This window comes from Paenibacillus sp. FSL L8-0502, assembly GCF_038593055.1.
Lineage (GTDB): Bacteria > Bacillota > Bacilli > Paenibacillales > Paenibacillaceae > Paenibacillus > Paenibacillus polymyxa_D.
The window spans coordinates 940,765-954,777 of the sequence record NZ_CP151958.1; the positions used below are offsets into that span (position 1 = coordinate 940,765).

16 protein-coding genes are annotated in these 14,013 nt (G+C 48.1%); 9 read left to right on the forward strand and 7 right to left on the reverse strand.

What is annotated here, in order from left to right:
- The first annotated feature begins 35 nt into the window (after nucleotides 1-35).
- From NSQ57_RS04185 to NSQ57_RS04200, 4 genes are all read left to right on the forward strand, one after another.
- Nucleotides 36-683 (forward strand): amino acid ABC transporter permease, encoded by a 648-nt coding sequence (locus NSQ57_RS04185; RefSeq protein ID WP_165149923.1) that lies wholly within the window; start codon nucleotides 36-38, stop codon nucleotides 681-683.
- A gap of 14 nt (nucleotides 684-697) precedes the next feature.
- The gene (locus NSQ57_RS04190; RefSeq protein ID WP_342425661.1) at nucleotides 698-1,447 is read left to right on the forward strand and encodes an amino acid ABC transporter ATP-binding protein; all 750 of its coding nucleotides are present in this window, start codon (nucleotides 698-700) and stop codon (nucleotides 1,445-1,447) included.
- Nucleotides 1,448-1,501: 54 nt separating this feature from the next.
- Complete coding sequence (locus NSQ57_RS04195; RefSeq protein WP_342425662.1) at nucleotides 1,502-1,927, forward strand: OsmC family protein; 426 nt, start codon at nucleotides 1,502-1,504, stop codon at nucleotides 1,925-1,927.
- Between the two features lie 183 nt (nucleotides 1,928-2,110).
- A complete protein-coding gene (locus NSQ57_RS04200) occupies nucleotides 2,111-3,349 on the forward strand; it encodes a serine hydrolase (RefSeq protein WP_342425663.1) in 1,239 nt (412 codons plus the stop codon).
- 63 nt (nucleotides 3,350-3,412) lie between these two features.
- Here the strand turns inward: NSQ57_RS04200 and NSQ57_RS04205 are convergent, their stop codons facing one another.
- The 5 genes from NSQ57_RS04205 to NSQ57_RS04225 all read right to left on the reverse strand — a co-directional run bounded on the left by NSQ57_RS04205 (nucleotide 3,413) and on the right by NSQ57_RS04225 (nucleotide 8,965).
- On the reverse strand, nucleotides 3,413-4,390 hold the full coding sequence (locus NSQ57_RS04205; protein WP_039272375.1) for an iron chelate uptake ABC transporter family permease subunit: 978 nt from the start codon (nucleotides 4,388-4,390) through the stop codon (nucleotides 3,413-3,415).
- Nucleotides 4,387-5,391, reverse strand: coding sequence for an iron ABC transporter permease (locus tag NSQ57_RS04210; RefSeq protein ID WP_165149927.1), 1,005 nt, complete (start codon nucleotides 5,389-5,391; stop codon nucleotides 4,387-4,389). The genes NSQ57_RS04205 and NSQ57_RS04210 overlap by 4 nt, the downstream gene beginning before the upstream one ends.
- Nucleotides 5,388-6,368 (reverse strand): helical backbone metal receptor, encoded by a 981-nt coding sequence (locus tag NSQ57_RS04215; protein WP_342425664.1) that lies wholly within the window; start codon nucleotides 6,366-6,368, stop codon nucleotides 5,388-5,390. Before NSQ57_RS04215 ends, NSQ57_RS04210 begins: the two co-directional genes overlap by 4 nt.
- Before the next feature lie 202 nt (nucleotides 6,369-6,570).
- Complete coding sequence (locus NSQ57_RS04220) at nucleotides 6,571-7,299, reverse strand: response regulator (protein WP_165149931.1); 729 nt, start codon at nucleotides 7,297-7,299, stop codon at nucleotides 6,571-6,573.
- Nucleotides 7,292-8,965, reverse strand: a complete 1,674-nt coding sequence (locus NSQ57_RS04225) for a sensor histidine kinase (RefSeq protein WP_342425665.1) — start codon at nucleotides 8,963-8,965, stop codon at nucleotides 7,292-7,294. Before NSQ57_RS04225 ends, NSQ57_RS04220 begins: the two co-directional genes overlap by 8 nt.
- Nucleotides 8,966-9,126: 161 nt before the next feature.
- Here NSQ57_RS04225 and NSQ57_RS04230 point away from each other — a divergent pair, with 161 nt between their 5' ends.
- Nucleotides 9,127-9,420 (forward strand): putative quinol monooxygenase, encoded by a 294-nt coding sequence (locus tag NSQ57_RS04230; RefSeq protein ID WP_029517143.1) that lies wholly within the window; start codon nucleotides 9,127-9,129, stop codon nucleotides 9,418-9,420.
- A 44-nt stretch (nucleotides 9,421-9,464) separates the two neighbouring features.
- Nucleotides 9,465-10,289 (forward strand): aldo/keto reductase, encoded by an 825-nt coding sequence (locus tag NSQ57_RS04235; protein ID WP_318628212.1) that lies wholly within the window; start codon nucleotides 9,465-9,467, stop codon nucleotides 10,287-10,289.
- Between the two features lie 91 nt (nucleotides 10,290-10,380).
- Here the strand turns inward: NSQ57_RS04235 and NSQ57_RS04240 are convergent, their stop codons facing one another.
- Nucleotides 10,381-11,034 carry an SdpI family protein gene (locus tag NSQ57_RS04240; protein ID WP_318628213.1) on the reverse strand — a complete coding sequence of 218 codons (654 nt, stop codon included), beginning with the start codon at nucleotides 11,032-11,034 and terminating at the stop codon, nucleotides 10,381-10,383.
- Nucleotides 11,031-11,342 (reverse strand): autorepressor SdpR family transcription factor, encoded by a 312-nt coding sequence (locus NSQ57_RS04245; RefSeq protein ID WP_029517140.1) that lies wholly within the window; start codon nucleotides 11,340-11,342, stop codon nucleotides 11,031-11,033. Before NSQ57_RS04245 ends, NSQ57_RS04240 begins: the two co-directional genes overlap by 4 nt.
- A 212-nt stretch (nucleotides 11,343-11,554) precedes the next feature.
- On the opposite strand from NSQ57_RS04245, the gene NSQ57_RS04250 reads away from it, so the two are divergent.
- The 3 genes from NSQ57_RS04250 (at nucleotide 11,555) to NSQ57_RS04260 (ending at nucleotide 13,996) form a co-directional block, all read left to right on the forward strand.
- Nucleotides 11,555-12,166: an alpha/beta hydrolase gene (locus NSQ57_RS04250; RefSeq protein ID WP_069012872.1), complete on the forward strand. Its 612-nt coding sequence runs from the start codon at nucleotides 11,555-11,557 to the stop codon at nucleotides 12,164-12,166.
- A 72-nt stretch (nucleotides 12,167-12,238) separates the two neighbouring features.
- Nucleotides 12,239-12,463 carry a small acid-soluble spore protein Tlp gene (tlp, locus tag NSQ57_RS04255; RefSeq protein WP_025721177.1) on the forward strand — a complete coding sequence of 75 codons (225 nt, stop codon included), beginning with the start codon at nucleotides 12,239-12,241 and terminating at the stop codon, nucleotides 12,461-12,463.
- 240 nt (nucleotides 12,464-12,703) lie between these two features.
- Nucleotides 12,704-13,996 (forward strand): ABC transporter substrate-binding protein, encoded by a 1,293-nt coding sequence (locus NSQ57_RS04260; protein WP_340931356.1) that lies wholly within the window; start codon nucleotides 12,704-12,706, stop codon nucleotides 13,994-13,996.
- The last annotated feature ends 17 nt before the right edge of the window (nucleotides 13,997-14,013 follow it).

Below are 14,013 nucleotides of genomic sequence, written 5' to 3' on the forward strand. Positions count from 1 at the left end.
TGGGGCCACTCGTCTGAAAGAAGGGAATATAACCGATGCTTGAATTAATGTGGGAGAACGTCCCTTTTTTATTAAAGGGTGCTTATTATACGCTATATATTACGATTGTCTCTATGTTTTTTGGCTTAATCCTTGGTTTGGTTGTTGCTGTGGCCCGGTTGAAGGGGAATCGACCCGTGCGATGGCTGGCGCGCATGTATGTATCGATCATCCGGGGGACGCCGGTTTTGGTGCAGATTGCGGTCATTTATTATGGACTGGATGATTATGGAATATCATTCGGATCGCTGACGGCTGCTTGTCTGGCACTCAGTATTAATACAGGTGCGTACTTGTCGGAGACGTTCCGTGGAGCTATTTTGGCCGTACCCCAGGGTCAGACCGAGGCAGCTTATGCGACGGGAATGTCGCCCGGTCAAACGATGTGGCGTATTATTCTTCCTCAGGCGGTACGCATTGCAATTGCACCGATGGGGAATACATTTGTGGGTATGCTTAAAGAAACATCGCTGGTGTCGGTGATCGGGGTCAGTGAATTGATGCGACAGGCCCAGCTTTTACAAGCACAGTATTTGCTCTACATGCCGTTTCTGCTCGAAATTGGCCTGATGTACTGGATTATGAGCATTGGATTCTCCGCTATACTGGAGCGGGTGGAAAAGCGTCTGGCTCGAGCTTATTAAGGTGGAGATGATAGATGATGATAACAACAAACGGTTTAGGTAAACGATTCGGACAGGTAGAGGTTCTGAAAAGCATTGATTTTCAGGTTGCCGCTCGTGAAATCGTCGTATTACTCGGCCCGAGCGGCTCAGGTAAAAGTACCTTGCTGCGCTGCCTGAACGGTCTGGAAGAGCTGTCTTCCGGCAAGTTTGAGGTAAATGGGATTGAGGTCGATGCTACAGCTCCCGTTCGTGTCCGCCAAGCAGCCATTCGTGATATTCGCAAACAGACGGGGATGGTGTTCCAGCAATTCAATCTGTATCCGCACAAAACCGCCATCGGCAATGTCATTGAAGGACTGCTGACCGTAAAAAAAATGCCGCGCGACAAGGCTATGTCCATCGGACAACGGTTGTTGGAGCGGGTGGGGTTATCGGACAAGCAGGATGTACATCCTTCACGTCTGTCCGGTGGACAGCAGCAACGGGTAGCCATTGCGCGTGCGCTGGCGATGGACCCGACGATTATGCTGTTCGACGAGCCGACATCGGCGCTTGATCCCGAGCTGGTAGGGGAAGTGCTGGGTGTTATGCGAGAATTGGCTCAAGACGGGATGACGATGGTCGTGGTTACCCATGAGATGAAATTTGCTCGTGAGGTGGCGGACAAGGTCGTATTTATGGCAGATGGTATCATTTTGGAGGAGGCAGCGCCACAGGCGTTTTTTGATACTCCCCAGCATGAGAGAACACAGAAATTTTTACGCCAAATCAGTGAATTTTAAAATAAGATCGAGGATGAATCATAGATTATTAAAATGGAAAGAAGGCCTTTGAACATGAAAGTATCTACAACTTGGCACGGCAAACGCGCGTTTACTTCGGAGGGACCATCCGGTTATTCTGTAGGGATGGATGCTACGGCGGCTTATGGCGGTGATGGTAAAGGAATGACACCCATGGAACTGCTATTGGCAGGTCTGGCAGGATGTATGGGTATCGATATCACAATGATTTTGGATCGTTTCTTGTCAGACATTACTCGCATTGATATTGACGCAGAAGGTAGGCGCAAGGAAGAAACGCCGACAGGCTTTACAGCGATTGATCTGACATTCCACGTAGATGGAGATATTCCGGATTACCGCGTATGGAAAGCAATTCAGATGGGTAAGGAAAAATATTGTGCCGTATCCGATTCCTTAAAAGCGGAAATTCGAATGCACCTCATTTTGAATGGAACCGAAGTACCCTATCCAGCATAAGTGTTGAAGAATAATGAAAGAGAGTCAGCCTGTGTTATATACAGGAGACTCTCTTTTTTATGTTATTTGAAAATATGACACGTAATGAAACTTTTTGTACTGTGTTTTCGTTTAAAATAGAAATTGAAATATAAAAATGGGAAAATAAACCTATGTATGAAATGCATACAGGGGGAGGTTATAGTGAAACGAAAGTGCCTTATCATAATAGCAACTATTGTGGCTACAGTGCTCATCGTTATGGGTGTGACAACAGGATTACTATCTTTCGTGCAGAATCAAGTGGCTAATCCCCCGAATACCGTCCGACCCACAACTGCGATTGCAGCTGACGTTAAGGAAGAAACGAAGGAACAGGATGCTGCCACGCGTTTACTTCATTTTGTGGAGGCGAATGCAGAAAAGGTTTCGATTACGATTCTGAGAGATGGAAAAAAGCTGGCAGGCCAAGAAGAGAACCGTATGATGCCTTTGGCGAGCACCGTCAAAACGATCATTGCGATTGAATATGCCAAGCAAGCGGCGGTGGGTCAGATTAACCCGGATAAGAGAGTGAAGCTGATTTCGCTGGAAAGGTTTTATTTGCCGGGTTTGGATGGTGGTGCTCATGCGGCGTGGCTACAGGATATGGAAGCTAAAGGGCGGATACAGAATGAAACTGTATCTGTACGCGAGGTTGCCAAGGGGATGATTCAATTCAGTTCCAACGCCAATGCGGAGTATTTAATGGACAAACTGGGGTTGGAAGCGATCAATCGGACGAGAGCCAACTTGGGTTTGCAAAATCATGATCCTATTTATCCTTTTGTATCCTCTATTCTGATTCCTTACGAACGTATGAAGGAGAGCCAAGGTGAGAATTGGAATAATACAAAGAATAATATTTCTGCCAAAGAAGCCATCCAGGCGATGTCTGACACGGAGTTTCGCCGATATGCCCGTGTGATTCATAACAAGCTGCGCCGTGATGTGAGTGGTTCTTACAAGAGAAACGCAGATATTAAGACCTGGTATGATCAGGATTATGACCGTATCAATACGGATCGTTTTATAGCTTCAACGACAGCCGATTATGCCTTTTTAATGAGTAAGCTGAACCGCCGTCAAGGGTTCACAAAAGCTGAGCAAAAGTTATTGTCCGAGGTCATGGAGAAACCTCTTATGGTTCTTCCTGAAAACCAGCAATTTCTGAAACATACTGGGCAAAAAGGTGGCTCCACAGCTTACGTTTTGACACTGGCCATGTATGCGACAGATAAGGAAGGGCATTTGACAGAGCTAGCTGTCTTTTTTAACGATTTGGATCCTAACACAAATGCCAGCTTGCCTGAAATGATAAATGATTTTAAAAAGAGATTACTACATGATAAATCGTTTACAAAAGAAATTAATCAGCGTATCGGTGTACAGGTGAGAAGGTAACGCAGCTAAACGCTACGGTATAATGCAGCGTTTAACTGCGATGCGCAACTCCTGATCCTCATCCTATCCGCTGCCTTTCTGTTTGCGTTCCCGCAGTAATAGATACAAAAAATATGGCGCGCCAATGACGGCTGTCACGATGCCAGCGGGAATTTCGAGCGGCGGCTTCAGACCCCGTCCGAGCGCGTCGGAGAGGACGAGAATCAGCGCGCCGATCATCGCCGAGCCGGGCAATAGATAGCGGTGGCGATTGCCAAATAACCGTCGTGCCAGATGCGGTGCCAGCAGTCCGATAAATCCGATGGAGCCGATGGCAGCGACACAGGAGGCAGCCAAGGCGACTGACACGGCTAGCAGTCCTGTACGCACACGCTTCACGCTAAGTCCCAGCCCAGCAGAGCTTTCCTCATCTAGGCTCATAATATCCAGCTTGCGCTGTAGTGCATAGGCGAGAGGTAGTAACACGATTAACCACGGCAGTAGCCCATACACTTCGTCCCAGCCTTTGCCCCACAGACTTCCAGCTAGCCAAGTGAGCGTGTCGCTGGCTTCGAGTGGATACTTGACCAGTATATAGTCGGTCGCAGCCTGAAAAATAGCGCCCACCGCCAGTCCGGTCAAGGCTAGCATGTTGGGACGCATGCCTCCCTTCATCGAAAGCTGTACGAGCAACAGTGCTGCTAGCCCGGCACCGACAAAGGCGGCTACAGGCAACAGCGCCACTGGGGATGAGGGGAGCAGTACGATGACGAGAACCGCCGCAAAGCCGGCCCCTTTGGATACACCTACCACATCTGGTGAGGCTAGCGGGTTGCGGATCATGCCTTGCAGCAGAACACCGGCCACTGCCAGCCCAGCTCCGGCCATGATGGCCAGCAGGCCGCGCGGCAGCCGATAATGGTGAACGATGAACCAGGAAGAGGCATTCCGGTCAGTCAGAGCCGCGATCAGCTCAGAGGGCGTAATGTAGGTGCTGCCTACGCCTATAGCTATAAAAGCAACACTCAGCATGAGCGCGAGTAAAATCCACAGTTTTTTCATCGTGAAGCCCTCCCGTTCTTATGCGCTAGATATAAAAAGAAGGGCGCGCCCACCAGTGCGGTTACAATGCCAACGGGCGATTCATAAGGAAATGCAATAAATCGTCCAAGCACGTCTGCATAGGTCAGCAGAAGACCTCCGCAGATTGCAGACAGGGGGATGATCCGTCTGTAATTGTCGCCTGTAAACATCTTGATGATATTCGGTACCATCAGGCCCAAAAAGCCGATGGACCCGGCTACCGCTATGGCAGAGCCTGCCAGCATAATCACTGAGGCCGAGGCCAGTAGACGGACAAGACGTACGTTTTGTCCCAATCCCTGTGCGACCTCCGTCCCGAGGCTCAGCACAGATAGCGAAGGGGCTAGCGCCAGTGCAAGAATCATACCCACGGCAAACCATGGCAGCACCAGACGCGTGTCGGCCCATGTGGACCCGTCGATGGCTCCGGCGAGCCAATACAGCACATCAGATATTTGCTCGTTAAACACGAGCAGTCCCTGGGTGATGGAGGCCAGCAGCAGATGCACGGCCATCCCGGCTAGGGCCAGCTTGACCGGCGTCATGCCCGCCGTTCCGGCCAGCGCATATACGAAGGAGCCGCCTGCGATGGCCCCGGCGAAAGCAAAATAAATGCTGCCGGACGATCCGATATTCGGCAGCAGCACGACGGACAGCACGACAGCCAGCGAAGCGCCTGAGCTGACCCCGAATACCTGCGGCGAAGCCAGCGGGTTGCGTGTGATGGCCTGCATCAGGGCTCCTGCCACGGCAAGCCCGGCCCCGACGATTAGGCCAATAACGGCACGCGGTAGGCGTACCGTCAAGACAATGAGCTGATCCTTGGACGGGTGCTCGGTGAACAGCGCAGTCAGCATGGTGGGGATGTCCATCCTGACTGGGCCAATCGCCACGCTGAGCAGCAATCCAGCCAGCAACGCAGCGATAAGTGCAAAGAAGACCGGCTTATTCAGCCGGTCGCGTGAGGCTTGTCCGATCAATGGGAGCCGTCTCCTTTACTTTGCGCGGGATACAGAAGCGAAATGGCTTGCTCCAGTATTTTCTCGGCTGAGCCGAGTCCACGGTACCGGGTCCATAGTGCCCGGTTCACTTCGTAAACTTCCCCTTTTTTGACGGCCGTAATGTTTTGCCAAAGCGGGTTTTGCTTCCATTCCGCAATCAGCTTTTCGTCGGCTTCCACCAAAAAGATCACATCAGGATCCGCTTGTGAAATCTGTTCCAGCGTCAGCTTGACGGTAGGTTCGCTTGTATTTTGAAGGGCGTTGTGGATACCTGCTTGCTCCAGCAGTTGTCCATCAAAGGATGAAGCGCCGTGAGCCGATAGTGAATCAGAACGGAATACCCCTAGCAATACGCTGCGTGGCTCACCCGCTTGGATGCCTTCTTTCAACTTTTTCATTGTAGCTTTATGCGCCGCGAGAATTTGCTTGCCTTTTTCCTTCTCACCCAACGCATCGGCGATGACACTGAAGGATGCCAGGTTTTGTTCATAGGAGGAATTGCGGCTCTTTAGAACAATGGTCGGAGCAATCTCGCTTAGTTCTTTGTATATGCTTTTATGACGATTCAGATCGGCAATAATCAAATCCGGCTTCAAGGAGCTGATCGTCTCCAGGTTTGGCTGTTTGCGCGTGCCTACTGGTGTGAAGTCGATTTTCTTGCCGAGCAGCCCCTCAATATCATCGTCATTTTCCTGAGCTATGCCGACAGGTGTTACGCCCAGTTGGGTTGTAGCATCGACAAAAGAGAATTCCAAGGTTACGATTCTTTTGGGTATACCCGTAACTTTGGTTTCTCCCATCTCATGTTTAATCATTCGAGTGTCGCCTGTTGCTTGAGGTGCTGCTGCGCTGTTATCTTGTGACTGGCTTCCACATCCCGCCATAATGACCGTCAGTAGTGCCAGGATCACTGCAAGCAGCATGCCTGTGCGCAGTGGTTGTTTCGGTGTTGCCATATATTATCCCCCGTTCCAAGTATGCTTACCAGAGAAACTGATAATCATTATCAATCAACTAACTGATGATCATTCTAGCAATCGGGAAGGAGGACGTAAATAATGTGGTCATTTAAACCGTTTTGATCGATTAAATGAATTAAATTCATTAAAATTACGAATGGGAGGAGGGGGAAGTACCAGGACATCAGATATGTAAGGTTTATGCATCCCCCCGTTGTCGGCGATAGATACGCTCCGGTCTGCCAACGGTTCCGTACACCTGATCGTGGTGCGCATCGCCACTTTCCACTAAGTACTCCAGATACCTTCTGGCTGTAGAACGGCTCATACCCAGCTCAATTCCCACTGTACCTGTAGTCACCTCACCCCGTCGATTCAGGAGATCTAGCACTTTGTCGCAAGTCACTTTATCGATGCCTTTGGCCCATAGATCTCCAACTACGTTCCCTGCCATCCGACCGGTGCCCGCGCTTTGAAGCAAACTGTCAATTTCCGATTGCTCCACCGTGGATTGTTCTTCCTGCCATGTTGTGACTTGTCGCCGAAACCGGGCGTATTCCTTCAAGGTAGCACGCAATCTCTCAAATACAAGCGGCTTCACGATAAAATCAAACACACCTGCACGAACGGCTTGTACCACTGTTTCAGCTTCTTTGGCGGCAGTCAGCATAACAACATCTGTACCCGGATAGTGTTGCTTGATGAACGATAGCAGGGTTAGACCATCCGTATCAGGAAAATAAACATCCAGCACGACTAGAGGAGGACGGAGTACGTCCAGTTGAAGTTTTGCCTCAAATTCGTTCGTCGCGATTGCACATACGGTGAACCCATCCACCTTTTCAATAAATCGGCGGTTAATCTCCGCAATTCGCGGATCATCTTCAATAATAAGAACCTCAATGTCCGATAAAACCCGCTCATTCATGGGCGTAATCTCCTTTTGCATCATTACTCGTATCAGTTCTTTGTAAAGGAATGTATACCTCAAAAATACTTCCACCACCAGGCCGTTCGTGTACTTCTATAGAGCCGCCCATTCGTTCAGTGTACTCCAGCACGAGAGCAAGGCCATATCCATGTCCAGCTTCTGCTTTGGTCGAAGCTCCTCTGACAAACAGCTTTTCTTGGATATCGTCCGAAATTCCCAATCCGTTATCTGCAACTTCGACGATGATGGCTTCAGTCGTTTCTTCAAGCCGGAACCAGACCTGTCCGTCAGAGATGGAGGACATCGCAACAGCTTCCATGGCATTGTCCAGCAGGTTTCCGACTACGGAAGCGAGAAAGGACCACTCCAACGTAGGAGACTGGGTTGAGAATGCTCCTTTAATATCAGAATGGAGTAAGATCCCTTTTTCCAGCGCCTGTTTCTTCTTGCCGATCAGTAGGCTGGCGATGATTGAATCGGGCAGGAGAGCAGTGGCAATCGGCCTGTGTACACGATATTCCTCTGATTCCTGGGTGATAAAGTCCACCGCTTCGTCATAACACTCCAACTGAATCAGGCCGGATATGAGATACAGCCGATTGGCGTATTCGTGTGTTTGTGATCGCAGTACTTCCGCATAATCTTTGACCTCTGTCAACTGTTGTGTCATTCGGAGCAGTTCGGTCTTGTCACGCAGACTGGCAACTGTTCCCATGATGCGACCGGAACGATCCTGGATCGGCACACGGCTGACGACTACAGTTCGCTGCTGGACCTCAATTTCCTTATTCCATATGTACTGTCCCTGATTTGGCCCCATCGTTGAATGCTCTACTGTGTAATCGGCAACAAGCATATCAACCAGTACATCCGGAACACCAGTCAAGTGACGAAGGTCGCATCCGTAGATAGAGGTTTCCGGTAGGAGTCCGATCAAACGAGCTGCCTGTGGATTGGCAAGTGTGATTTGTCCGTTACTATTTACCGCGATAATCCCTTCGCCGATGGACTCAATAATGGCTTGCTTTTCCTGGTACAACCGTCCGATCTCCACTGGATCCAGTCCATGCAGTGCGCGGCGTACCCGTTGCGCTATAATCAGGCTTCCCAATATGCCGATCATCAGAGCACCCACCATTAACCAGAGCCATGCATATGTGTATGTACGAATATTTTGCTGCACATCTGTCATTAAAAAACCTACAGAGACGAGCCCGATGGCCTTACCTTGCTGATCATAAACGGCTGTTTTGGCGCGTATTGACGGTCCAAGAGAGCCCGTCGATTCAGTGATCAAGGACTGCCCTTGCAGTACCTTATCATTCATGGGGTCTATCATAGGCGTGCCGATGCGCTCCGGGTTTACATGCCACTGCCGGATGAGATGACGATCAGCAATAGTAATAAAATCAGCTCCGCTGCTGGCTTGGACGGGCTTTATGGCCTCGTTGATACGCGAACGCAATTGCGTCGTCTCGGTCCGCTCCAGAGCGTCTCTGACCTGCGCATCTACGGCGAGGGTATTGGCGACGGTTAGCGCCCTTTTTCCGATTTCATCATATAGAGCGGAGGTGATCATATATCGAAAGGATAATCCCAACAGCCCGGTAACTACCAGTACTAAAAGGGATATAAATACTATAAGTTTTGTCTGAAAACGCACATGCCTTCACCGCCGTTAAACAAAATATAGGAGGAACGAATCAGCCGATAATCTCCTCCATACGATCCATTTTACTGCATTACAGAAACGCCCGCACTTTTATTCTATCGAAAGAATGGTCTATAATAGAAATAGTTACATAATACGAGGAGGAACATAATATGATTATTATTCATGCCGATATGAAAGTTTTACCTGAGAAAAGAGAAACTTTTTTGCAACAAACCAAAGGGCTGATCAGCGCATCCCAAGCTGAAGAAGGCAATGTACGTTACACGTTAATGCAGGATCTGAATGATCCCAACGCATTTACGATGGTTGAAGAGTGGAAAGATGCTGCTGCTGTAGATTTCCATAATAATTCTGCCCATTTCCAGGCATTTGTTGCCGCCGCTAAAGAATTGTTGGCTGCTCCGCTTCAAGTGAATGCTTTTCAGGATGCAACTAAACTGTAACCATCCCGTTGGATAATTCATAATCAGGAACAGGAGGAATAGACATGGGGAACATTGCAGATACAACTGTACTGAATAACGGAGTTCAGATGCCTTGGCTTGGTTTTGGTACCTACAAGGCGGAAGGTAATGAGGTCTACGAAGCGGTCAAAACAGCTATTGAGGTCGGTTACCGTCACATTGATACAGCGGCGATCTACGGCAACGAGGAACTGGTTGGACAAGCCATTCGTGATAGTGGAGCGGCTAGAGAAAATCTGTTTGTAACCACCAAGCTATGGAATCAGGATCAGGGCTACGATTCAACACTGCGTGCCTTTGAGGAAAGTCGTAAACGGCTGGGTCTGGATATCATTGATCTGTATCTCATTCATTGGCCTGGTAAGGATAAGTACAAGGAAACTTGGAAAGCATTTGAACGCTTGTATGAAGAAGGAAGCGTACGCGCTATCGGCGTTAGTAACTTCCAAGTTCACCATCTCGAAGACCTCCTCCAAGATAGCAACATGGTTCCTGTCATCAATCAAGTGGAGCTTCACCCACGTCTGACACAACAAGAGCTGCATCAATACTGCCGGGAGCACCAGATTCAGCTAGAATCGTGGAGCCCGCTGATGAAGGGGAAATTAACCGAGCAAGCGGACATCGTTGAGATTGCTGCCAAATACGGTAAAACCTCTTCGCAGGTCATTTTGCGTTGGCATCTGGATCGGGGGATTGTGACGATTCCCAAATCGGTAACCGCGCATCGTATTCGCGAAAATGCTGATTTATTCGATTTTGAACTAACGACTGAGGATATTGACCGAATTAATGGTCTTCATCTGGATGAGCGTGTAGGCACCCATCCCGATAAGCTGTTGTTTTAAATAAATATTCACTTGTAAAAAGAACCTCCCATTCTGCGTTTATCGCGGTTTGGGAGGTTCCTTTTTTAGGTTCAGGTGTGGCTTTGTCTATTTACTTGCTTAGCTTACGATACAACAAGTAAGAATAGAGTACAGGAGAGATAACGGATATGATCAGTACGGTTAGGAAAATGACTACTCCCGCCATTCCACCGATCCATGCCGCCACCAACGCTGAAGCACCGCCAAGCATCATCATAGGCCCCCCGAAACGGTGCGTTTTACGCCATACCTCGGGGTTAGACAGAGTCCACGGCGTGCGGATACCGAACGTATAGTTCGGCTGTACCTGAGTCATATAATTCCCCATCACCATCAGCATCAGGCCTATTAACCCTAAAATTATAGCATTCATTTGCAGTCGTATATTCAGGTTATACAGCAGCATTCCCCATCCAGCTACAGCGAGAACTACAGAAACACCTGCACGCGTAACTTCATAGGCTTTTGAAAATTTCTCATAATTAGCTCTGTTGGGGTCCATGTGGCGTGCCAATCGAATGACCAGCGGGACTAGGCCCAACAACACGAGCATGATAATAGAACCACTTTTGCTCGTATACCCGTCTGCTGTATTGTTAAAGTTAATATGCGAGGCTAGAACATTGGGAAGCCGGTCGTACAGCAGTATAGCGCCTATGGCGGGTGATAAGGCAATCAAAGTTGTCAAAACATCCGTCAAGCTCCAAGGTGTTCGAAATTTCATTCAGATTCCTCCCCATCCTTAATATGATTCACATTTTTCCTGGCAGGGGTATCGGAGTGGGCTATACTGAACATCCAACCGATGACATCCGCCACAACCGTTGTATGCAGGGTGTATATAATGTTTTGCCCCTGTCGTTCATCCAGCACCAGCCCAGCCTGCTTTAGGATATTGAGATGGTGGGAGATGCTGGGTTTGCTAATTTGAAAATGTTCAGCTACTTCGCCTGCGCTCATGCTTTTTTCCTTTAAAAGCTGCAAGATTGTACGCCGGGTCGGATCAGCCAAAGCTTTGAAGGCATCGTTCAAAATACATTTCCTCCTTTAGATATTTAGATAATATTCTAAATATCTAACACCATAGTAAAATATAGCTATACTACATGTCAATGGAACAAGACATCATTTTAGAAAAAATTAACGAGGTCAATTATGTTTGTATAAAGTAGTGAAATGGGCTATAATCAATTTATACAAAAATAAGATTCTTAATTTAAAGTTAATTAGAGGAGGGAATAGATATGAAACACGTCTTTCGTAAAGGAAATGATCCGCAAGCCCCGGTTATTTTGCTGTTGCATGGTACAGGCGGGAATGAACAAGACTTAATACCTTTGGCTGAGATGGTAGCACCGGGAGCTTCTGTGTTAGGCGTAAGAGGAAATGTGCTGGAAAATGGGATGCCGCGTTTCTTTCGCCGTTTGGCAGAAGGAGTGTTCGACATTGAGGATCTCGTATTTCGTACCAAAGAACTGAGCGAATTTGTGGACACAGCTGCAGAGCAATACGATTTTGACCGTAATAACGTGGTGGCTCTGGGCTATTCCAATGGTGCAAACATAGCCGCCAGCATGCTCTTTCACGATGCAAAAGCGTTACGCGGAGCTATTTTGCACCATGCAATGGTGCCGTTGCGTGGGCTGGACTTGCCTGAATTGAACGGTGTCCCTGTATTTCTGTCTTCCGGTGAAAATGACCCGATTGTTCCGACTTCGGAATCCCGGGAGCTGCAAGCATTATTGGAGGGAGCCGGAGCGCAGGTGGAAGCATATTGGGAACGCAATGGTCATCAATTGACCCGTACAGAAGCTGCCGCCGCAGGCCAATGGTTTGGAAAGCATTTTAATGTATAAAATAACTCGATAACGATCAAGCTACGGTTTAGCGCTCCCGTGAGCGATTCTATATTAGGAGGCGTCAAACCAATGGCAAAACCGGATAATCGAGCCGATAATGTTGAACACTTGCAACAAAGTATTCAGAACACACAGCAGAACCTGCGTGAAGCTGAAGGATATCTAAATGAATTTTCCTCTGAAATCAGCAACGAGGAGCGTCAGCAGATCGAAGAAAAAAATAATCGTCGTAAAGAAAGTATTAGATCATTTCGCGAAGAAGTGAAGGACGAAGCAGCTCATTCCCAAGAGTAGTAAAAATAGAGAGGCCCAACTTCGAGTTTTAATTCGGGTGGGGCCTCTTTTTTATGCAAAAATCATCATAACTGTATTCATTTCAATTGCCCCCTATAATGCAGTGGAGACGCTAATCTTCGTTGAAAATAAAAATTTTATAAATAATGTTGTTGTAAACTAATTTGTATTGATGTTAAATAATAAAAGAAAGCGCAATCATTTATGAATTAGGATTTCATCATGCGAAGGGGGAAGGATATGCTGCTGCGAAGAAAAAGCATGGCTTTGATACTTATGGCGGTGGTTTTGATGGCTGGACTGCTGCAAGGCTGTTCTTTCAAGACCGATGAAAAGGAAGGGCCGGGAACAGAACTTGTATTATGGACGTTCAATGAACTGCATGAGAAGTTTTTTCTGCAAATGGCTGACCAATGGAACCAACAGCACCCTGATGAATTGATTAATTTGAAAGCGAATACATTTCCTTATGACAACCATCACAGCAAGCTGTCGATTGCGCTGCAATCGGGGGTGGGAGCGCCGGATATCGCGGATATCGAGGTGAACAAGATCGGTAATTTCCTCAAAGGGATACCGCAACTGGTCCCGCTCAATCCGGTGATTGACCCCGAGATCAATAACATTGTACCTTCCAGAGTACAGATTTACGGCAAAGACGGTAAATATTACGGCATTGACTTCCACGTTGGAGCCGAAGTGATGTATTACAATAAAGAGATTATGGACCAGGCGGGGGTAAACCCGGATTCCATCGTCACCTGGGCAGACTATGCTGCTGCAGGCAAGCAAGTACTTGCGAAAACAGGCAAGCCAATGGCGACCTTAGAAACGAATGACCTGTGGAGCTATTGGCCGATGATCTCCCAGCAAAATTCAGATTTTCTGGATGACAAGGGCGAGTTGACGTTGGATAACGAAACCAATATTAAAACACTTGAGTTTCTTCAACAGATGGTAAAAGACAAAGTCGCTATTCCCTCACCGGGCGGCGGGCATCATATGGAGGAATACTACGGGTTTATGAACAAAGGCGGGGCTGCTTCGGTATGGATGCCGATGTGGTACATGGGGCGTTTTACGGATTACATGCCTGACCTGAAAGGTAAAATTATCATCAGACCCATGCCGGCGTGGGAAAAAGGCGGCTATCGCTCAGCGGGTATGGGCGGAACCGGAACGGTAGTCACGAACCAATCAGAGCACCAGGATCTGGCGATGCGTTTTCTAGCCTTTGCCAAGCTGTCCAAGCAAGGGAATGTGGAGATTTGGAAGCAGCTAGGGTTTGATCCCATCCGCAGTGAAGTGTGGACAATGCCGGAAGCCAAAGCCAAAAACAAATTTACGGAGTATTTCGGAACAAATATTTTTGACACGCTGATCGAAGTCAAAGATGAGATCAATGCGGTGCATATTGGACCGAAAACGCCTGACATCGCCAGTGCTGTACGCAATAAAATACTTTATCGGACACTACAGAGTGGCGAAGATCCAGCCACGGTGCTGCATGAGCTAGCAGATGAACTGAGATAGACCCCAACAGGAAAGGG